Source organism: Streptomyces sp. NPDC031418 (assembly GCF_055581605.1).
Genome location: NZ_JBVIJC010000006.1, coordinates 15,332 through 35,703, shown reverse-complemented (window position 1 = coordinate 35,703; position 20,372 = coordinate 15,332). Strand labels below are relative to the sequence as shown.

The following is a 20,372-nucleotide window of genomic DNA, read 5'->3' as shown; positions in this document are numbered from 1 at the left end:
TACCCGGCCGCGGAAAGGAGTGCCTATGAACCGTGCCGCCGTGTTCGATGTCGACGGAACCCTGGTCGACACCAATCATCTGCATGTCGTGACCTGGTGGGAGGCGTTCCGCCAGGCGGGACACGACGTGCCCATGCACGCCGTGCACCGGGCCGTCGGGCTGGGCTCCTCGGACCTGGTCGCCCATCTGCTGGGCGACGACCGCGACAAGGACGCGGACGCCGAGCTGAGCGCGGCGCACACGGCGCTGTACGGCCAGTACTTCGACCGGCTCCCGGCGCTGCCGAAGGCCGGGCAGCTGCTGCGGCGGCTGCACGGGGACGGCTGGACGGTCGTCCTCGCCACCTCGGCGAGCGGTGCCGAGCTGGGTGCCCTGCGCCGGGCGATCGGTGCGGACGACGCCATCGCGGCCACCGCGAGCGCCGATGACGTGACCGAGGGCAAGCCGGCGCCGGAGCCCGTGGAACACGCCCTGGAGCTGGCCGGGGTGCCGGCCGGGCGGGCGGTGTTCGTCGGGGACACGGTGTGGGACATGCGGGCGGGCAGCCGGGCCGGGGTGCGCTGTGTGGGGCTGCTGTGCGGCGGCATCCCCCGCGCGGACCTGGAGGAGGCCGGGGCCGAGGCGGTGTACGGCGATCCCGCCGAGCTGCTGGAGCGGCTGGACGGGAGCCCGCTGGCCTGAGGGCCGGGGGCGTGGTGGAGGTCACAGGAGAGGGTGGAACACCCAGAGGTTGTTGCCCGTTGAACGAATCGTGGGTGCGGACGGGACAGTGTCCCCGGGCCTCACCTTTTGCCCACAGGGACGATCGTTCGGCTGAAGCCCTGTGGAGCGTTTCGCCGCGAGGCGACCGCCGTCCGCGCCCACGCCTGGACCGCCCCGGCCGTGATTCCCCCGTCACGGCCGGGGCTCTTTTTCTTCCGTCACCGGTTTTCTTCCGTCACCGGCCCGCCACTGCGGCGACGGCCGGCTCGGCGGTCCGTGCGGTGCCGCTGTCGAGGAACGCCCGCAGGTCGGCCGTGAGCCGTGCGGCGTGCGTCGCGAACAGGCCGTGGCCGCCGTTCTCGTACACCTTCAGGGTGGCGTTCGGCAGCAGCCGGGCCATGCGCTCCCCGGTGTGGGCGAGCGGGGCGTAGATGTCGTGGGTGCCGTGCACGACCAGCGCCGGAAGGTCCAGCGCGGGCAGCTCGGCGGCGATGCCCAGGGCGGCGACGACGGCCCGGATGCCGGTCGAGGCCCGCGGCGAGGCGGCCAGACAGCGGTCCACCATGTGGCGGACGTAGGCGGGCGAGACGTCGTTGCCGGGCCTGTCGACCATGAAGAAGCCGTCCGCCATCGCGGTGAACCAGGCCGCCCGGTCACGCCGGAAGATCTCCTCGTCGGCCGCCACGGCTTCCGGCGCCACGCCGTCGGGCAGGTCCGGCGCCCGGACGACGCCCGGGCTGACCCCGGCGACCATGGCGATCCGGCCGATCCGGGCGGTGCCGTGCCGGGTCAGACAGCGGATCACCTCGCCGGTGCCGACGGAGTGCCCGACGAGCGTGGCCTCGCGCAGGTCGAGGTGGTCGAGCAGGCCGTACAGGTCGTCGGCGAGGGTGTCGAGGTCGTAGCCCGACCAGGCGTCGTCGGAGCGGCCGTGGCCGCGGCGGTCCAGGCCGACGCAGCGGTAGCCGGCCTCCGCGAGCGGCAGCATCTGGTACTCCCACATCTCGTGGCCCATGTAGGCGCTGGCGACGAAGACGGCCACCGGGCCGGCCGCCGGGCCGTGGTCGACGTAGTGCAGCCGGGTGCCGTCGACGGGGCTCTGGTAGTACGGCACGGGTGCCTCCTGGAAGGTCGGGACCAGGTGCGACGTGTGTGTCGCGCTGACGTCACCGATCCTCCCGGGGTCCGCCGCCGGGGTCGATTACCTGCCAGGTCATGGCCGCGTGTGCGCGCGCCCGGCCCCGGGTACCCGGCCGTCCGCCGAAGCGTCCCCGCCGGAAGGAGCCGAAGGTGAGCAGCGCAGCGGGCAGCAGGGTCGTGGTGACGGGTGCCACCGGCAACGTGGGTACGAGCGTGGTACGGCTGCTCTCCGAGGATCCGGGGGTCAGGTCGGTGCGCGGTCTGGCCCGCAGAACACCCGAGTGGTCGCCGCCGAAGACCGAGTGGTCCGCCGTGGACGTGGCCGCCCAGCAGGCGAACCTGGCGGAGCGCTTCGAGGGCGCCGACGCCGTGGTGCACCTCGCGTGGGCCTTCCAGCCGACGCACGATCCGGCGACCACCTGGCGGACCAATGTGCTCGGCGGCATCCGGGTGTTCGAGGCGGTCGCCGCGGCCCGGGTACCGGTGCTGGTGCACGCGTCCTCGGTGGGCGCGTACTCGCCGGGTCCGAAGGACGACCCGGTGGACGAGTCCTGGCCGACGCACGGCTGGCCGGACGCCGCGTACTGCCGGGAGAAGGCCTATCTGGAGCGCACCCTGGACGTGTTCGAGCGCGACCATCCCGAGGTGCGGGTGGTGCGGATGCGGCCGGCCTTCCTGTTCAAGTGGGAGTCGGCGAGCGAGCAGCGGCGCATCTTCGGCGGGCGCTTCCTGCCGGGGCCGCTGGCCCGCCCGGAACTGCTGCCGGTCCTGCCGGACGTCCCGGGCCTGCGGGTGCAGGCGCTGCACACCGACGACGCGGCCGAGGCCTACCGGCTCGCGCTGCACTCGGACGGCGCCCGGGGCGCCTTCAACCTGGCCGCCGACCCGCCGCTCGACGCCTCGGTCCTCGGCGAGCTGCTCGGCTCCCGCCCGGTCCGGCTGCCGCGTACGGCGGCCCGGTCGGCGATCGCCGCCGCCTGGGGGCTACGGCTGCTGCCCGCCTCCCCGCATCTGTTCGACGCGGTGCTGCGGCTGCCGCTGATGGACTGCACCCGGGCCCGCACCGAGCTGGGCTGGCAGCCGCGGTACTCCGCGACCGATGTGCTGCGGGAGTTCCTGGACGGCCTCCAGCAGGGCGGCGGGATGGAGACCGAGCCGATGCGGGGCCGGAAGGTCGGCTGAGGAGACGAGGAGAGAAGCCCATGGACGCACAGCAGGAGCCGGAGCCCGGTCGCCAGGAGCCGCCGGTCCCGCGGGACATGCCGGACCAGCAGGCGGGCGGCGGGGACGACCCGTGGGACGTCGGGTCCGGGCGCCCGGCCGACGACGAGCCGGACGAGGACGAGGTGCCGGACACCGACGAGGCCGGCAGCGGCCCCCGCGGATCGGCGCGCCCGGGGACGGTCCAGCCCGGACACCCGGGACCGGACGAGCCGCCGGCCTGACGGCCATCTGCGGGACGGGACCAGCCGATCGCGTCGCCCGGCCGGGGCCCCTTTGGGGCCCCGGCCGCATGCTGAGGGGCCTTCCTCGACGGTGTTGCAGATGCCGCCTCGGTGCGCCCCTCGCCGGCGGTTCAGCCCGCCGCGTACACGTCCTCGACGTAACGCCCCTGTGCCACCAGGGTGTCGAGCCACTGTGCGGCTGCCGTCTCGTCACTGCCCGGGGTGCGCTCCCGGTACAGGGTGCGGAAGGCCTCGCGGACGCCGGGAGCCATCCGGGCGCCGTCGCCGCAGACGTACACCCGGGCGCCCTCGTTCAGCAGCTCCCAGACCTCGTCCGCCTCGGCGGCGATGCGGTGCTGGACGAAGCGGGCGCCGTGCTCCGGGGCCTCGCTGAAGGCCGGGCGCAGCCGGAGCGCGCCGGCCGTCTCGGCGCCGCGCAGCTCCTCGGCGTGCAGGAAGTCGGCGTCCGGGGCGTCGCACCCGAAGTAGAGCAGCGCGGGAGGGAGTTCGCTGCCGGTGGCGGCCGCCGCGACCCGGTCGGCGACGGCGCCGCGGAAGGGGGCGAGTCCGGTGCCGGCGGCGACCATCACGACCGGTGCCGAGCCGTCGATGCGGAAGGCCTCCCGGCAGGGCTGGACCCGGGCGTACACGGTGTCGCCGGGGCGCAGGGCGGCGAGGTGGCCGGAGCCGGTGCCCCGGTAGCGGCCTCGGCCCGAGCGGGCGGGGGCGTCGAGCACGGAGACCATGAGGTCCGCGTGGCGTGGGTCGACGGCGGGTGAGGACGAGATGGAGTAGTGGCGGGGCTTGAGCGGGGTCAGCAGCTCCAGCAGGGCCGGCCAGTCCAGGGCGCCGCGCAGCGCGGGGTGGTCCTCGGCCAGCTCCACCAGGGTGCGCGGGTCGTCGTCGGTCAGGGCGGCGAGGGCGGCGCGCTCGGGCGGGCAGGGGTTGGCCGCGGCGAGCAGCTCCCGCTGCCGTGCGGTGGGGCGCTGCTGCAACTCGACGTGGTGGGCGAGGAGTTGCCGTACCGTCAGCGGGCGGTCCACCGCCAGACCGTCGCCGCGCGGGCGGGTGGGCCGGATGTCCAGGACGGCGTCGGGGTCGAGGCCCAACGCGGCGAGGGCGCGGTCGACCAGCTCGGGGGCGTTGACCGGGAGCACGGTCAGATGGTCGGCGGTGCGGTAGGTGACGCCGTCGGGCAGGGCGATGCGCAGGAACCGCTTGGTGCGCGGGTGGCCGGGCGCGGTGAGGTCGTGGGCCTCGGTGACCGTCATGGGGACGAGTCCGTGCCGCTCGGCGAGCGCGTCCAGGGGGCCGCCGGTGAGGGTGCGGACCTGGTAGGCCGCCGCGGGCTCGTCCGCCGGGGCGGTGGCGTCGGGGTCGCCGTACTCCTTGAGCAGTGCGGTGCGCAGCCGGGCCGTGAACTCCCGTACGGCGCCGGTGAGGTCGCCGGAGGCGTCGGCGGCGGCGCGCTCGGTCAGCCGGGTGGCGCCGAGTTCGGCGAGGCGGGCGTCGACGCGGGTGGGGACCTGCTGGTAGGTGGCGGCCCAGTTGCGGTCGCCGACGCCGAGGACGGCGTAGCTGACGCCGGTCAGGTCCGGGGTGCCGTCGAGCCAGGCGGCGAAGGCGGTGGCGTCGTCGGTGGGGCGGCCGTTGTAGGAGGCGGCGGTGATGACGACGGGCCGGTCGGTGGGCAGCCCGTCCGCGTAGTCGTCCAGTGCGGCGACCTCGGTGGTGCAGCCGACGGCGGCGGCCTCGTCGGCGAGCTGGGCGGCGAAGTCGCGGCAGGTGCCGTAGTTGCTGCCGTGCAGGAAGAGGGCGCTGGTGCCGGGGCGGACCCGGGTCGGGAGGGTGTCTGTGGCGGTGGTGCCCTCGGCCGGTGCCACGGTGGTGCCGGGCAGCGGGGCGTGGGCGCGGTCGGCGGAGGTGCGCGGGGTGAGCGTGAGGCTGAAGCCCTCGGGCTTGAGGGTGAGGGTCTCCTTGACCGTGAGCCGGTAGTCGGCGTGGTCGTGCAGCCGGTAGCGGTGCACCAGCATGGCGAGCAGCATGGTGGCCTCGTGCAGCGCGAACTGCCGCCCGATGCAGGCGCGTTCGCCGGTGCCGAAGGGCTTGTAGGCGTGCACCGGGCGGGCCGCCTCGGCCTGCGGGGTGAACCGCTCGGGGTCGAACAGCTCGGGGTTGTCGCCCCAGACGGGCTGCCGGTGCAGCATCGGGGCGAGCACGGTGACGGCCTGTCCGGCGCGCATCGGGATCCGGCCGCCGAGCAGGGTGTCCTCGCGGGCGTGCCGGCTGAAGGCGGCGGCCGTCGGCCACAGCCGGAGCGCCTCGTTGAGGACCTGGCGGGTGTAGGTGAGCCGGCCGATGTCCTCGTACGTCGGCTCGGGGTCGGCGGTGTCGCCCCACAGCGCGTCGGCCTCGCGCTGCACCAGCCGGAGCGCGGCGGGGTTCTTGGCGAGGTAGTACAGGGCGAAGGACATCGCGCCGGAGGTCGTCTCGTGGCCGGCGATCAGGAAGGTGATGACCTGGTTGCGGATGTTGGCCCGGTCCAGGGGGGTGCCGTCGGCGGGGTGCGGGGCGCTGAGCATCAGCCCGAGCAGGTCCTCGGCGCCGCTCTGGTCGGTGCCGGTGCGGGCGGCGATGACGTCGTCCACGACGCCCGCGAGGTAGTCGGCCTCGGCGCGGAAGGCCGCGTCGGCGGCGGAGTGGTCCTCGCCCGGGTTGCGGGCGAGCCGGGTCATGCTCCACTCCAGGCAGCGGACCATCGCCTCCACGAAGGGGTGCGGCTCGGGGCGTTCGAAGGAGCCGAAGTCGTAGTCGAACCCGGCCAGTCCGATGGTGTCGAGGGTCATCCGGGTCATGTCGTCCGGCACCTCGACGGGCCGTCCCTCGCGGGCCGCCCGGTCCCAGGACTCGATGAGCCGGCGGGCCACCTTGAGCATCACGGGGTGGTAGGTGCGCATCGAGCCGAGCGCGAAGGCGGGCATCAGGATGTCGTGCGCCTTGGCCCAGTTGGGCTCGTCGTTGTACGCGGTGAACAGGCCGTCGGCGGTGAAGGCGCGGACGTTCTCCAGCGCGGGGCCGACGTGCTTGGCGAACCGCTCCTCGTCGGCCAGGTCGGCGACCAGGTCGGTGTCGGCGACGAACATCACGTCCCGGCCGTGCAACCGGCGCACCAGGACCGGCCCGTGCTCACGCATCAGCTGCATGACCTGCTGGATCGGGGTGTGTCCCGGACCGGTGGCGGAGATGTCGACGACGGGGATGCCGGGCAGGGTTCCGGCCGGTTCTGGACGCAGTGCTGTGGCGGACATGACGCGACAACTGCCTTTCGCGGTAACGGTGTACTCGGGGTAACGGAGTACTCCGTTCCAGGGTGGTAGACCGGATGCCCCGGCCCGGACCCGGGCACTACACGATCATGCAGTCGAAAGTCTGCGGGACGGCTTGCGCCGACGCCGCCAGGTTTGCCTCGCGCCCGCGTCGTGATCTTTGATGGGGGTGACGGCCCCGGTGCGGCGGGAGGTGCGGGGTGGAAGCGGGCCGGATCGACGCGGTGGTGTGGCGCAACCGGGCCATGGTGCTGTTCGACCGGGTGACGGTGCCGGTCGCGGTCTGCGATGTGTACGGCGTGGTGGTGCTGGCCAATCCCGCGATGGCCGCGGAGGCCGGTACGTCCCCGGGGCGGCTGCGCGGCCGGGACGTGCTGGAGCTGTTCCGCCCGCAGGAGGCCACCCAGGTGGAGCGGATCGCCGAGGCGCTGCGGATGCGGCGCCGCTCGCGCTACCAGGTGTCGGTGCGCTGGCCGGCGCCCGGCGGCGGTGAGCGGTACGGCGAACTGACCGCGGACCCGGTGAGCGACAGCGTGCAGGAGACCCCGGCGCTGCTGGTGATGCTGCGGGTGCACGGCGAGTCCGCGGCCCGGCCGCTGCCCCGGCCGGAACCGGTGCCGGTCACCGCCGTGGAGGGCCGGGTGCTGGCGCTGCTGGCCGGGGGCGCCACGACGGCGCGCGCCGCCCGCGACCTGGGGCTCACGGTGGACGGTGTCAACTACCACCTGCGCCGGCTGTCGGCCCGCTGGGGCGCGGCCAACCGCACCGAGCTGGTCGCCCGCGCCTACGCCCTGGGCGTCCTCACCCCGGGCGTGTGGCCCCCGGAGCCGCGGGCACCGCACTAGCAGCCGGCCAAGGCCCCCCGGAAATCCATTGGCCCACCCGCGCTGTGGCTACATAGGCTAGCCATGAACCTAGGCCCCCTAGGTTCTGTTACGGCACCGAACCACACCGCGTCCCGGAAGGACCCGCCCCCATGAGACCGCTCACCGAGCAGGACATCCGCACTTCCTTCGTCAACTGCTCGAAGGGCGAGGCCAAGCGGCTCGCGGTGCCACGGGACCTCGGGGAGCGGCCCTGGCAGGATCTCGACTTCCTCGGCTGGCGGGATCCCGGAGCGCCCGACCGGAGCTATCTGGTCACCGAGCGGGACGGCCGGCCGACCGGGATCGCCCTGCGCTTCCCGGCCTCCCAGCGCAGCTTCCTGCACCGCAGCATGTGCTCGCTCTGCCTGACCACGCATCCGGGCGGCGGGGTGTCCCTGATGACCGCGCGGAAGGCGGGTGCGGCGGGCCGGGAGGGGAACTCGGTCGGCCTGTACATGTGCACCGACCTGGCGTGCTCGCTGTATGTGCGGGGCAGGAAGGTGCCGGAGTCCGGCGCCCGGTTCGAGGAGAGCCTGACCCTGGAGGAGCAGATCGCCCGGACGACGGCCAACCTCTCCGCCTTCCTCGACAAACTGTACGAGTGACACCCCGCGCCCGGTGCGCCCTGTTCTCGTACGGCCGTGCTTCGCGAACCGGCACGTTCGACCCGCCCGATGACGGGGAACAGGCCAAAGGATGCACGAGGTACGCAAGTGGACCACGGGACTGCGGCGCCTGGTGGAACGGCGCCGGGAACCGGTGGTCGTCCAGACGCTGCGGTCGGCCACGGCCGCGACGATCGCCTATGTCATCGCCCTGCGGCTGAGCCCGGAACCGGCCCCGCTCACCGCTCCCCTGACCGCCCTGCTGGTGGTCCAGGTGACGTTCTATGCCACGCTCACCAACGGCATCCGCCGGGTGAACTCGGTGGTCGCGGGCGTCCTGGTGGCCATCGCCTTCAGCGTGCTGGTGGGGCTGACCTGGTGGAGCCTCGCGCTGCTGATCGTGGCCTCGCTGGCCGTCGGGCATCTGGTGCGGGTGGACGAGTACGTGGCCGAGGTGGCGATCAGCGCCATGCTGGTGCTCGGCGTGACCACCGTCGGGTTCACCGCTTGGGCGCGGATCGTGGAGACGCTGATCGGCGCGGTCGTCGGCACCGCCTGCAATCTGCTGCTTCCACCCCCGGTGTGGGTGGACGAGGCGGGCCGGTCGATCGAGGACATGGCGCGCCGGGTGCGGCAGCTGATGCTCCGGATGGGCGAGGAGGCGGCCGGGCAGACCCCCTGGGAGCGGGCGGCCGAGCGGCTGCACGAGGCACGCCGGCTGGACCACGACATCGTGCAGGTGGACGCGGCGCTGCGGCAGGCGGAGGACAGCCTGCGGCTCAATCCCCGGGTCAAGGAGGGGCTGCTGCACCGGGTGGTGCTGCGCACCGGGCTGGACACGCTGGAGATCTGCACGGTGGTGCTGCGGGTGCTGGCCCGCTCGTTCACCGACCTGGCCAAGGCCCGCGGCTCCGAGGAGCTGTTCCCGCAGCCGGTCGGGGCCACCGTGGCGCAGCTGCTGTCCGAGATCGGCGACGCGGTGGTCAGCTTCGCCGTGCTGGTCACCAGCCATGTCAGCGAGAACGCGGAGTCGGCGGAGGCGCGCCTGACGGCCGAACTGCACACCGCCACCGGCACCCGGGACCGGCTGGCCGAGCTGCTGCGGCAGGAGGTCGGCCGGGACTGGGCGCACTGGCAGCTGCTGGGCGCCGTACTGACGGAGACGACCCGGATGCTCGACGAGCTGGACACCGAGCACCGCACCCGCCGGCTGCTGGAGGAGCTGGACCGGGTGTCCCGGGGGCAGCGGGTGAAGCTGCCGAGGATGACCCGGATGCGCGAGCGGCTCGGGGTCCAGCAGGAGCTGTGGCGCAACCGCACCGGGTTCCAGTGAGCGGGGAGGGTCCGCCGTACGCCTCACATGTCGCCGTCCGCGTGCTGCCGCTGTAGCGCATGCGGGCAGGCGGCGGCGCTCGCCTGCGCCAGCAGGACGTGCAGCCGCTCGGTGAGCTGGGCGACGTCGTCGGCGGGGGCGTGGAAGGGCAGTCGTACGTCGCCGTGGGCGCGGGTGCGTTCGATGCGCAGGGTCAGCCCGTGCCGGTCGACGGCGAGCGGCGCCACCCGGACCGCGGCGTGCAGCGACTCCGGCCGCACCAGCCGGGTGAGCCGCTCCACGGCGTCCGGGTGGGCGTCGGCGAGATGGGTGAGCAGCCGGGCCTCGGCCTCGGCCAGCGGGTCGGGCCGGGCGGCGGCGAACTCGTCGAGGCCGACGACCACGGCACCGGCGGCCTGCCGCAGCACTACGCGCGTGGGCCGGAACAGCAGGGCACCCGCCTCCGCGGCGAACCAGCCGGCGAGATGGAGCCGGGTCCGGATCCGGTGGCGCACCGGCACGGGGGCCGCGTCGGCGAACTCCAGCACGGCGGCCGGCTCCTGGCGCGGGGCGCAGATCGCCGCCGTGAGCAGCGCGCTGTCGTCGGGCACCGACAGCCGCACCGCGCCGTCGTCGGTGACGGTGTGCGCGCCGACGTACTCCTCGCGCACGCCGTCCGCGGTCACCGCGCACGACCATGCGGCGGCGAGCACCGACCGGGCCCGTTCCGCCGCGCCGGGTGCGGCCGTCCAGTCCTGCGTGTCACCCATCCCAGACCTCCTTAGGTAAGCCTTGCCTAACCTACCGAAGATCGGCGCGCACGCCAACCACGCCCCCGGCCGGAGGCGGGGCGTGCGGAATCAGGTGAGGACGCCCAGCAGTGCCCGGGCGCACAGGTCGCGCACCTGCTCCCGGCTCAGCTCGCCGTCGCGCAGCCACTCCAGGCAGACGGCCGTGGTGAAGGCGAGCCAGCCGCGCACGGCCAGCCGGACCTCGGGGGCACTCTCGAAGACGGGGCCGAACTCGGGGTCGGCCGCGAGCGCGGCCAGGATCTGCTGCTCCTGGGCCGCGAGGGCCCGCTGGTAGACCCGGCGCACCGCCTGGTCGCCGGCGGCATCCGCCCGGTGGAAGGCACGGAAGCCATGGGCGTGGGCCTGGACATAGCCGAGGTAGGTGTCGAGACCGGCGGCCAGCTGCTCGCGCACGGGCACGCCGGGCACGGCGGTGGTCATGCGCAGCATGCGTTCGCTCTCGCGCTCCACCACCGCCGCGAAGAAGTCCCGCTTGTTCGGGAAGTAGTGGTACAGCAGCCCGCGCGACACCCCGGCGATCTCGGCGACCTGCTCGATCCACACCTCGTCGTACGGACTCTCCGAGAAGAGCTTCGCGCCGACCGACAGCAGCTGCGCACGGCGCTCCTCGGTGCTGAGCCGGCGCCGGGCACGCTCCCCCTGGTTCGCGGACATGGCAGCACTTTACTTGACGTCGGTTCAACAAGCGGACCACACTGGAACCGCTATTGAACCCACGTACAACACACGGCGTGCCACCGGTTCAACGGCCCGCTGGATCAAGGGAGATCGGCGTCATGGCGGAGACGACGAACAGGACGCAGACCGCGCACACCACCCGGCCGGCGGCACTGCCGAAAGGGTTCCGCAGTGCCGAGCAGGGCTGGCCCGAGCTGCACCGGATACCGCACCCCCCGCACCGGCTTCCGCTGCTCGGCGATGTGCTCGGCGCCGACCGGCGCAGGCCGGTACAGGACTCCATGCGGTACGCGCGTGAGCTGGGTCCGATCTTCCGGCGCCGCGCCTTCGGCAAGGAGGTCGTGCTGGTGTGGGGGTCCCGGCTGGTCGCGGACCTCGCCGACGAGTCCCGGTTCGCCAAGCACGTCGGGCTCGGCGTGGCCAATCTGCGGCCACTGGCCGGGGACGGCCTGTTCACCGCCTACAACCACGAGCCCAACTGGCAGCTGGCCCACGACGTCCTGGCCCCCGGTTTCAGCCGGGAGGCCATGGCGGGCTACCACGGGATGATGCTGGACGTCGCCGCCCGGCTGACCGACCACTGGGACCGCGAGACGGGGGCCGGGCGCACCGTGGACGTGCCCGGGGACATGACCAAGCTGACCCTGGAGACGATCGCCCGCACCGGCTTCGGGCACGACTTCGGCTCCTTCGAACGGGACCGGCCGCACCCCTTCGTGACCGCGATGGTCGGCACGCTCGGCTACGCGCAGCGGCTGAACAGCGTGCCCGCGCCGCTCGCCCCGCTGCTGTTGCGCGGCGCCGCCCGGCGCAACGCGGCGGACACGGCCCTGCTCAACCGCACGGTCGACGACCTGGTCGCCGAGCGGCGCCGGTCGGGCGGCGGCGAGGGGGACCTGCTGGACCGCATGCTGGCCACCGCCCACCCCGAGACCGGCGAGCGGCTGTCCGCGGAGAACGTCCGCAAGCAGGTCATCACGTTCCTGGTGGCGGGGCACGAGACCACGTCGGGCGCCCTCTCCTTCGCCCTGTACTACCTCGCCCGGCACCCGGAGATCGCCGCCCGGGCGCGCGCCGAGGTGGACCGCGTCTGGGGCGGCACCACGGCGCCCGGCTACGACCAGGTCGCCAAGCTGCGCTATGTCCGGCGGGTGCTGGACGAGTCGCTGCGGCTGTGGCCGACCGCGCCCGGCTTCGCCCGCGAGGCCCGGCAGGACACGGTGCTCGCCGGGGAGCATCCACTGCGCCGCGGCGCCTGGACGCTGGTGCTCGCCCCGATGCTGCACCGCGACCCCGAGGTGTGGGGCGAGGACGCCGAACGGTTCGACCCGGACCGCTTCGCGCCCGAGGCCGTACGGGGACGCCCGCCGCACACCTTCAAGCCCTTCGGGACCGGCGCCCGGGCCTGCATCGGCCGCCAGTTCGCGCTGCACGAGGCGACCCTGGTCCTCGGCCTGCTGCTGCGCCGCTACGAACTGCGCGCCGACCCCGGCTACCGGCTGACGGTCACCGAGCGCCTGACCCTGATGCCGGAGGGACTGCGGCTGGGGCTGGAGCGGCGTCCCATGCCCTCCGCCACGGCCGAGCGGGCGGTGCCGTCCGGCGCGGCGCCGCGGGAGGCGGCCGACGCCGGGTCCGGACCGTCAGCCGCCGGCTGTCCAGTGCACCGGGCGGCGCAGTGACCCCGGCAACCGGGTGCCGGCGCTGCCCCGCGCGGCGTCCAGCTGCGGCTGGGTGAGGAAGAAGGCGCCGGTGAGGTCCGCGTCGGTCAGGTCGGCGTCGCGCAGATCGGCGCCGATCATGTCCGCGTCGCGCAGATCGGCACCGGTGAGGTCGGCGGCGATCAGATAGGCGCCGCGCAGGCTCGCCCCGCGCAGGTCGGCGCCGCGCAGCCGGGCCCCGACGAGGTCCGCGCCCCGCCGGTCCTTGCCCTTGCCCCTGCCGCCCTTGCCCTTCTTGCCGCCGGTCCCGCCGGTCCCCCCGAGGGCCCCGGCCCGGGCCAGCTCGCTGGTGCGCAGCAGCAGCACATTGACCTTCTGCCGGTGCGCGGCCACGTCCAGCGCGGCCAGTTCCTCGGGCCGCTGCCGGGTGAGCCGCTCGGTCTCCTCCAGGGCACTGCGCAGCTCGGGGTGGACGGACCGGGCGGCGGGCAGCCCCAGTGCCTCCGTCAGATACCAGAGCAGCTCCTGCAGCTGTCGTACGACGGGGAACACCTCGAACATCCGGCGGGCGTGTTCCTTGGTCCCGGTACGCCAGTCCTGCCCGCCGAAGGTGACCTGCGAGACCTTCTGTCCGGCGCCGAAGCAGTCGTAGACCGTGCAGCCGGTGAAGCCCTTCGCACGCAGGTCGGTGTGGATACCGCAACGGTGGTCGCCCCCGAGGTTCGGGCACGGCCGGCCCGCGGGCTTGTCGAGCGCGAAGTCGGCGGAGCGGGCGAAGGGCAGGGCGACACAGCACAGCCCGAAGCACTGCGCGCAGTCCCCGCGCAGCTCGGACGGCCCGGCTATCTGATCTGGCATGAGAACACCCTACTGACCTGCGGCACCGACCCTTGGCCCGGCATGCCGCCGGAGCCGGTCCCCGAACAGGCGGGCGCTCAGCACGGTCCCCGCCGGCCGCAGCACGGCGCGGACGCCGTCCAGCACGAGGCGCAGGCCGCTCCAGCGGCCTGCGGCCGCCCACGCCGCGTTGACGGCCACCGTCAGGCTCTGCACCACGGTGTGGGTGAGCAGCGGGGTGCCGGCCTCCCCGGCGAAGGTCTCCTCGGAGATCCGGCACAGGCCGAGCAGCCTCGCCGCGTCGTCGGGCGTCACGGTCCGCCCGGCGCAGGCCCGCTCGAACGCCCCGGCCTCGTCGGCCGCGCCCGCCTCCCGGTCGAGTCTCGCCTGCTCGGCGACGCACGGCAGTTCCTCGGCCGCGATGAGGCGTTGCAGGGCGGACGCGACCCACAGGGAGGTGAGCGGCAGACTGCTGTGGTGGTGGGCCCGGGCGGGGTCGTCGAGAAAGGCCAGCTCACGGTCGACCCCGGGCCGTATGTGCTCCGGTGGTGGTCCGCCGGCGATGCGGGACAGCTCCTCGCGGACGACGTCGCGGGCGTTCCGGCCGGCGCCCGCGGTCTCGGCCAGCCGGGACAGGCGGGCCGGGGACAGCAGGATGTGCACCAGCCATCCGGCGCCGTCCAGGCGTCCCCACATCCAGTCGTTGGCCCGCCAGGACCGCTTGTAGAAGGCGCCGAAGTGGTGCAGCTGGAGACCGGTGAGCTTGTCGTCGGCCAGGCAGCGCGCGTCGAGCAGGGTGCGGGTGTCCGCGCTCACCTGGACGAGTTCCACCGTCTGCGGGGCGGGCAGCTCCGCCGCGGAGAAGGTCCGCTGGGTCATCTCCAGCAGGAACAGACGGCGGGCGACACGCTCCGCCGACGGGGGCGCCGTCCCCCAAGGGGCCACCAGGAACGCCAGGCGGGGACCTGCGGGCCCCCGGGGGTCCAGAGTCTCCCGCGCGTCGAGCAGGACCCCGGCGAGCCGCTGCCAGGATCGCGCCCACTGTCCGGGGAGATCGCCGAGGTCTCTCTCCGCGTCGTCCAGCGCGCCGTCGGCCGACCGGGGGTCCGGCCGGCCCCGCTCGTCGCGGGGCAGCTCCAGCAGGTCGGCGACGGTGGTGACGGGACGTGCGGGGGCGTGCTCGGCGGCGGCCCCGGGAACGCGCGCGATCAGGCCGTCGAGCGTGCGCCGTAGGTCGGGACCGGCCGCGGCGGAGCCGTCGCGCAGGAGGGTGAGCACGGAGGCCCGGGCTCCGTCGAGGGGTGCCTGGCCGAAGCGGGCCAGTACACCGAAGAGGTCCGGCGCGTCCGGCTCCGGCAGGGTGTCGGGGACCCTCGCCGCCAGCGCGGCCGCGATGCCGTGGGTCAGGTCGTCCAGATCGCTGCCGTACCCCGGGGGCCGTCGGCCCGGCGGCGGCCGTCCCGGTGTACGCCGGGCCAGGTTCCGCTCGGCGGCCGAGCGGGCGTGGTCCTCGATCCAGCCCTCGCGGTACTGGGCGTACATCGCGCTCGTGGTCGTCTCGTCGTCGGGCGGGAGCAGCCGTACGAGCCACTCCTCGCGGCGGCGCCGGGCCGTCACCCGGTCGTTGTGGTCGGTGAGCGTTTTCAGGTCGCCGGAGATGGTCTGGGACAGGGCCGCGTCGAGGTCCCTGACCAGGGCCGGGCCCATGGGTGGTGGGTCATCCGGCCGTGCCGCGGGCTGCCGGAGGGGCGGGGTCCGCACGGTGGGCACCACATAGGTGAGCACCCGGCGCACCTCACCGCGTGCGGGGCGGTCGAAGACGGCCTTCAGAGCGGGGCCGAGGGGCCGGTTCGCCAGAAGTCCGCCGTCCGCGCAGAACTGCGTGTGGGGGCCGGCGCCGAGATAACGGCTCATGTCGGGGTGGCCGGCCGGTCCCGCGGTGCCGACCGGGACGAACGCGGGCTCGAAGGCCACCGGGAAGGAGGCGCTGGCGCGGGCGGCGAGGGCCAGCGCCTGCGGGATGTCCGGGCCGGCGAGGTCCGCGGGCCCGAAGGCGAACACGCCGCGGTGGTCGGTGTCCTGCACCGCGGTGCCGTAGTCGTCCCGGAAGGTGCTGCGCACCCCGTCGAGCAGGGTGGTCGTGATGAACACATGGGTGTCGCGGGGCTCGGCATGCGGCGGTGGCAGCTGCTCCAGCGCCGTACGCAGCCCGGCCAGCAGGACCTCGTCGCCCCTGAGCAGGGACGGCGGGTGCCGCTCGGCCGGGGAGCGCAGCAGCCCGGACAGCGCCCCCTCGTCCAGCCACAGGTCCCGCAGCCCGCCCAGGTCGCAGCCGCGTGCGTTGGCGAGTCCCAGGCAGGCCGCGTTGATGCCGCCCGCGCTGGTTCCCGAGAGCACGTCGAGTCGGACGTCCAGGCGCAACAGGTCGAGCAGTTCCCGGTACTTCGCGCGGACCTGCCCGTCCTCGGCGCGATCGGCCCCGGCCTGCGTCAGGAGGTTGATCTCACGCGCCACGCCGCCCATCCAGACGGCGAGGCTCACACCGCCGGTGAAGACCGCCGCGAGTCTGAGTTCCGCCGGTGCGAGCTGCGTCGATGTGTCGTCCATGGCCGATGTGTCCCTGCGGATATGTCCCTGCCTCGAGGTCCTGCGGCAGAACGAATCCCGACCATCGGGTATGAACCTCAATAATAACGCTTCTCGCGCTGCGCCCCTTCTGTCACTGAAGCTTCTGTCCCTGAAGCTTCAGTGACAGAAGGGGTCCTCAGCGGTTGAACACCTCGAAGGCCACCGCCGGCACACCGCCGAAGCGCTCGCCGGCCCTCTTGGCGTTGGCGGTCACGAATTCACGGACATAGGTCTCGGGGTCCTGGTCGGTCAACGCCTCGATGTAGGTGCGGTGTTCGAGGAGGGAGTGCACGGCGCGCTCCAGGCCGGTGGTGGCGTCCACCGCGTGGGTGGGTGCGGCCGAGCCGGCCACGGCGACCCAGCGGACGCCGGCCCAGGGTTCGAGGCCCTCTTCGACGAGCTCGGGGAAGATCCAGCGGTTGCCGGCGTCCGCGGCGGCGTCCAGGGTGGCGCGGCCGACGGCGACATGGTCGGGGGTGTTCCAGGCGATCGTGCCCCAGGTGTCCCGGTGGTTGAGGGTGATGACCAGTTCGGGGCGGTGGCGGCGGATCGCGGCGGCGATGTCGCGGCGCAGCGCGGGCCCGTACTCGATCACGCCGTCCCGGTGGTCGAGGAACTCCACCGACTCGACGCCGACGGCGGCCGCGCTCGCCCGCTGCTCGCGTTCGCGCAGCGGTCCGCAGACGGCCGGGTCGAGGGTGTCTATGCCCGCCTCGCCACGGGTCGCGAGCAGATAGGAGACCTCCCGGCCGGCATCGGTCCAGGCGGCGACGGCGGCCGCGCACCCGTACTCCAGGTCGTCGGGGTGCGCGACCACGGCGAGGGCGCGCTGCCAGTCGTCGGGCATGGGCTGGAGCTGGGCGTTCTGCGACTCGGTCATGGCCGCATCCTATGCCGCAACTCCCCGCCGGGCCCGTGGGGTTATGGGGGAACCGGGGTCACACCTCGTCGCGGGCCAGGGCCAGCAGACGGTCCAGCACCCGGGGCGCGCCGGTGCGCAGCCCGTCGTGCTCGTACTCGTTGGTGACCCAGGGGCGCAGACCGCGGATGGCGCGGGCGGTGCGCAGGGAGTGCTCGGTGTCGACGTACATGTCGTCGTGGTACACGGCGGCGGCGACCGGGACCTCGTTGGCGGCGAGGCGGGCCGGGTCGTACAGGGGACGCCAGTCGGAGTGGGCGGCGAGGTGTTCGGCGGTCTCGCGCAGCGGGCGCAGCGCCGGGTCGGCCTCGAACATCCAGGGGTGAACGGTCTCACCGGTGAACAGGACCGGGGCGTTCCCGGCGACCGCCTTCGCGGCGTCGAACTGCGGGAACTCGGCGCGGACCCGCTCGGCGGACCATGCGGTGGGGCGGGCGTCCTGGCCGTAGACCGTCTCGTGGACGAGGGCGTAGAGGGGGTGGCAGGCGTACGACAGCAGGGTCTGGGCCTGCTCCTGGAAGGCGTCGGAGAGGGCGAGGCCGCCGGGCGTGCGGACGAAGGCGTCCTCCAGGAGGTAGTGCAGGCGGTGGCTGCCGTCGCTCATGCCGAGCATCAGGCCGAGGGACTGGAAGGCCTCGACCGTGAAGCGGTAGCCGTTCGGCAGGGTGACCTCGTGGGCGAGCAGGTGGTCGGCGATCCGGCGGGCCCGCCCGACGTCCTGCGGGTAGCGGGCGTAGTGCGCGGCGACCTTGCGTTCCACGCGTGGATAGGCGGCGCGGTAGACGTCGTCGGCGTGGGCGTCGAGGGAGGGCAGGCCACCGGTGATGACGGCGGTGTCCAGGCCCTGCGGGGCGAGGGAGAGGTACGACACGGTGCAGAAGCCGCCGAAGCTCTGCCCGAGCACGGTCCACGGGGCGCCGCCGGTGACCTCGGGGCGGATGGCCTCGCAGTCGTGGACGATGGAGTCGGCGCGGAAGTGGGTGAGATAGCGGGCCTGTTCGGCGGGGCCGCCGCGCAGCGGAAGCGTCTGCCGGGTGGCGGGCGTGGAGCGGCCGGTGCCGCGCTGGTCGAGCAGCAGGACACGGTAGTCCTTCAGGGCCCGGTCGAGCCAGGCCTGACGTCCGACGAAACGGTTCGCTCCGAAGCCCGGGCCGCCCTGGAGGTACACCAGCCAGGGCAGCTGCTGCCCGGCCTTGTCGCCCGCGACGGCCTCACGGGCGTACAGCTCGATGGTCTCGCCGCCCGGGTCGGCGTGGTCGAGGGGCACGGTGAAGTGGCGGTCGGTGAGAACGACACCGGGCTGGTGGTAGCTGAGGCTCAACGGGGCTCCCGGGACGGATGAAGCGGACGCGTCCCAGTGGAGCACATGTCGGGGTGCGGGCCGGGACTGACCACCCCCCGTCACCTCGCCCGGGCAGCCGGGAGAAGATGCCGCAATGGAACGATCCCCGAAGAAGAGAGTCTGGACGCGGGCGGGCCGGGAGCAGGCCGCTTACGAGGCCAGCGAGAGCTTCTACACGGCCACGGTGCACGCACCGCCGCATCCGCACACCGTCGTGGGACTGGCCGTCGGGCAGCCGATGCCGACGGTGATGGAGGCGGTGGTGAGCATGCAGGAGGACGCGCGGGAGCTGGAGGCCGACGGCGTGCTGGGCCTCCAGATAGTGAACGACACCGACGGCCTCCACGGTCAGCACAGACTCTTCATCGCCTATGGCACGGCGGTGCGCTGGGGTCAGCCGGAGTGAGCGGCCCGGCCGGTCGGCGGGCGGCGAGGCTGGAGCGCACTCGATGTGCGGGCGGTTGATGACCTTGGACACCGTGCCCACCGGCACTCCGGCGGCGCGGGCGACAGCGCGGGTCAGTCGGGCAGCGCGAAGTCGATCACATGGAGCGCCGAGGGTGTCGTACCGGTGGACTTCTCCTGGTACATGAACGACAGCACATGGTCGTACCGCACCCGCCACTCGTCGATGACGACCTCGCCGAAGGCGTTCAGGTCGCTGCCGTCGTACAGCAGGGTCCAGTCGGTGTACCCGGAGGACCTGGACGCGGCGGCGATCCGGCCGAAGGGGAAGACCGCGTAGGCGTTGTCGTACCGGTCCAGGACCAGCTTGGTGCGCTGGCTGGAGTGGAGCGGGACCGGGATCTCCGTCTTGGTCCAGGTGCCGGAGGTGTTCTTGCGGAGGTGGAAGGCGCGTCCGTCGGCGGTGCGGGCTGCGACGTAGTCGGTGGTGGACCGGCCGAAGCGGCCGGGGACGTAGCTGATGAGCGCGTGCGGGAGGCCGGTCGAGTCGGTCCACTGGCTCTCCTGGTTCATCAGCGAGTGGTCCGGGCCGAGGGGGTCCACGACGAGACCGCTGTCCGTCACCGCCACCGTGTCGGAGGTGCCGGTGGTGGCGACCGGCGCACCGGCGTCGTTGCGCCAGGTGCGGCCCCGGTCGGTGGAGTACACATAGCCGGTGTCGTGGTTGGTGATGCCGCCGCTGCCGGACAGCACGGCGGCGTTCTGCTCGCGCCAGGTGAAGAGGGCGTGCAGCCGGCCGTTGACGTCGTAGTCGATGCCGTGCAGGTACATGTTGCGGGCGGTCGAGGAGCCGTGTGCGCTGGTGTACGTGCCGGTGGAGCTGGTCCACTCCCCCAGTGCCGTCCACGTCGAACCGTCGTACTCGGCGAGGGCGTTGCGGCCGTCGCCGGAGATGCCGGCCCGGTAGCTGAGCTGGAGCCTGCCCTCGGGGGTGGAGAGGAACTGCGGGTAGGTGAACTGCGGGGTGAGGGCGAGGCCGTCCAGGGAGGTCTGGACCGCACCGAAGACCGACGAGGTCCAGCTGGTGGTCGAGGGGTTGTCCATCAGCCCGGCCGTCGACTTCACATAGAAATAACCGTCGCTGTGGGAGTCCATGGCGAGGTGCAGGCGGCCGTCAGACATGGAGACGCCCATGGAGATGACGTTGTGGGAGTCGCCGGCCTTCAGGACGTGGGAGAGGGTGACGGTCGACCAGCTGCTCGCGCTCAGGGCGCGGCGGCCGACCACGGCGTTGCCCGACGAGGTGTACCAGGCGGCGTACTGGTAGCCCTTGTAGGTCAGCAGGCCGTGCTTCTGGAAGGAGTTGTTGTTGACCAGGCCGTCGTAGGAGACGAAGAAGACGGCCTGGGAGTCGAGTCGGGTGGTGCTCTTCCTGCTGACGGACGGGCCGGGGGCGGTGATGCGTCTTTTCATGAGCGGCTCCTACGATAGCGGGAGTTCACGGTGCGACCCCAGCCATCACGGCGGGTCGGAGTGCTGGACACCCCTATGGGTGGGCCCTGGCTTCCTGGACTCGCCGGCCCTCGCACACCGCCGGGTCGTCCAGGACGCGCAGCGGCCGGCCGGCGCCCTGCCCGCCCTGCGCCGGCTGCTCACCGTACCCAGCCGCTGACCCGGTACGCGCCCCCCCGGT

At 73.6% G+C, this 20,372-nt stretch carries 17 protein-coding genes; 8 read left to right on the top strand and 9 right to left on the bottom strand.

Annotation, left to right across the window (positions count from 1 at the left end):
• Positions 1-25: 25 nt before the first annotated feature.
• Complete coding sequence (locus tag ACZ5CZ_RS09425) at positions 26-682, top strand: HAD family hydrolase (protein ID WP_385847037.1); 657 nt, start codon at positions 26-28, stop codon at positions 680-682.
• A gap of 256 nt (positions 683-938) precedes the next feature.
• Here the strand turns inward: ACZ5CZ_RS09425 and ACZ5CZ_RS09420 are convergent, their stop codons facing one another.
• Positions 939-1,817, bottom strand: a complete 879-nt coding sequence (locus tag ACZ5CZ_RS09420; RefSeq protein ID WP_468940805.1) for an alpha/beta fold hydrolase — start codon at positions 1,815-1,817, stop codon at positions 939-941.
• A gap of 176 nt (positions 1,818-1,993) precedes the next feature.
• On the opposite strand from ACZ5CZ_RS09420, the gene ACZ5CZ_RS09415 reads away from it, so the two are divergent.
• Both ACZ5CZ_RS09415 and ACZ5CZ_RS09410 read left to right on the top strand, forming a co-directional pair.
• Positions 1,994-3,025, top strand: a complete 1,032-nt coding sequence (locus ACZ5CZ_RS09415) for an SDR family oxidoreductase (RefSeq protein ID WP_385847035.1) — start codon at positions 1,994-1,996, stop codon at positions 3,023-3,025.
• A gap of 20 nt (positions 3,026-3,045) precedes the next feature.
• Positions 3,046-3,288 carry a hypothetical protein gene (locus tag ACZ5CZ_RS09410; protein ID WP_385847034.1) on the top strand — a complete coding sequence of 81 codons (243 nt, stop codon included), beginning with the start codon at positions 3,046-3,048 and terminating at the stop codon, positions 3,286-3,288.
• 131 nt (positions 3,289-3,419) lie between these two features.
• On the opposite strand, the gene ACZ5CZ_RS09405 is transcribed toward ACZ5CZ_RS09410, so the two are convergent.
• On the bottom strand, positions 3,420-6,596 hold the full coding sequence (locus ACZ5CZ_RS09405) for a bifunctional cytochrome P450/NADPH--P450 reductase (protein ID WP_468940801.1): 3,177 nt from the start codon (positions 6,594-6,596) through the stop codon (positions 3,420-3,422).
• Positions 6,597-6,814: 218 nt separating this feature from the next.
• Here ACZ5CZ_RS09405 and ACZ5CZ_RS09400 point away from each other — a divergent pair, with 218 nt between their 5' ends.
• From ACZ5CZ_RS09400 to ACZ5CZ_RS09390, 3 genes are all read left to right on the top strand, one after another.
• A complete protein-coding gene (locus tag ACZ5CZ_RS09400; RefSeq protein WP_468940798.1) occupies positions 6,815-7,459 on the top strand; it encodes a PAS domain-containing protein in 645 nt (214 codons plus the stop codon).
• Positions 7,460-7,590: 131 nt separating this feature from the next.
• Complete coding sequence (locus ACZ5CZ_RS09395) at positions 7,591-8,085, top strand: FBP domain-containing protein (protein ID WP_385847030.1); 495 nt, start codon at positions 7,591-7,593, stop codon at positions 8,083-8,085.
• Between the two features lie 91 nt (positions 8,086-8,176).
• Positions 8,177-9,418 (top strand): FUSC family protein, encoded by a 1,242-nt coding sequence (locus ACZ5CZ_RS09390; protein ID WP_385847029.1) that lies wholly within the window; start codon positions 8,177-8,179, stop codon positions 9,416-9,418.
• A gap of 23 nt (positions 9,419-9,441) precedes the next feature.
• Here ACZ5CZ_RS09390 and ACZ5CZ_RS09385 read toward each other — a convergent pair whose 3' ends face one another.
• Positions 9,442-10,167 (bottom strand): DUF2470 domain-containing protein, encoded by a 726-nt coding sequence (locus ACZ5CZ_RS09385; protein WP_468940793.1) that lies wholly within the window; start codon positions 10,165-10,167, stop codon positions 9,442-9,444.
• A 90-nt stretch (positions 10,168-10,257) separates the two neighbouring features.
• The gene (locus ACZ5CZ_RS09380) at positions 10,258-10,863 is read right to left on the bottom strand and encodes a TetR/AcrR family transcriptional regulator (RefSeq protein WP_385847026.1); all 606 of its coding nucleotides are present in this window, start codon (positions 10,861-10,863) and stop codon (positions 10,258-10,260) included.
• A gap of 122 nt (positions 10,864-10,985) precedes the next feature.
• On the opposite strand from ACZ5CZ_RS09380, the gene ACZ5CZ_RS09375 reads away from it, so the two are divergent.
• Positions 10,986-12,569, top strand: a complete 1,584-nt coding sequence (locus ACZ5CZ_RS09375) for a cytochrome P450 (RefSeq protein ID WP_468940790.1) — start codon at positions 10,986-10,988, stop codon at positions 12,567-12,569.
• On the opposite strand, the gene ACZ5CZ_RS09370 is transcribed toward ACZ5CZ_RS09375, so the two are convergent.
• The 4 genes from ACZ5CZ_RS09370 to ACZ5CZ_RS09355 all read right to left on the bottom strand — a co-directional run bounded on the left by ACZ5CZ_RS09370 (position 12,531) and on the right by ACZ5CZ_RS09355 (position 18,253).
• A complete protein-coding gene (locus ACZ5CZ_RS09370; RefSeq protein ID WP_385847023.1) occupies positions 12,531-13,406 on the bottom strand; it encodes a pentapeptide repeat-containing protein in 876 nt (291 codons plus the stop codon). The two genes, ACZ5CZ_RS09375 and ACZ5CZ_RS09370, sit on opposite strands and share 39 nt — an antisense overlap.
• A gap of 9 nt (positions 13,407-13,415) precedes the next feature.
• A complete protein-coding gene (locus tag ACZ5CZ_RS09365) occupies positions 13,416-15,992 on the bottom strand; it encodes a patatin-like protein (RefSeq protein WP_468940787.1) in 2,577 nt (858 codons plus the stop codon).
• Between the two features lie 157 nt (positions 15,993-16,149).
• Positions 16,150-16,893, bottom strand: coding sequence for a PIG-L deacetylase family protein (locus ACZ5CZ_RS09360; protein ID WP_385847020.1), 744 nt, complete (start codon positions 16,891-16,893; stop codon positions 16,150-16,152).
• A 58-nt stretch (positions 16,894-16,951) separates the two neighbouring features.
• Positions 16,952-18,253, bottom strand: a complete 1,302-nt coding sequence (locus ACZ5CZ_RS09355) for an alpha/beta fold hydrolase (RefSeq protein WP_468940784.1) — start codon at positions 18,251-18,253, stop codon at positions 16,952-16,954.
• 115 nt (positions 18,254-18,368) lie between these two features.
• On the opposite strand from ACZ5CZ_RS09355, the gene ACZ5CZ_RS09350 reads away from it, so the two are divergent.
• Positions 18,369-18,680, top strand: coding sequence for a hypothetical protein (locus ACZ5CZ_RS09350; RefSeq protein WP_467541392.1), 312 nt, complete (start codon positions 18,369-18,371; stop codon positions 18,678-18,680).
• Between the two features lie 113 nt (positions 18,681-18,793).
• Here ACZ5CZ_RS09350 and ACZ5CZ_RS09345 read toward each other — a convergent pair whose 3' ends face one another.
• Complete coding sequence (locus ACZ5CZ_RS09345) at positions 18,794-20,152, bottom strand: BNR repeat-containing protein (RefSeq protein WP_468940780.1); 1,359 nt, start codon at positions 20,150-20,152, stop codon at positions 18,794-18,796.
• Positions 20,153-20,372 lie beyond the last annotated feature (220 nt).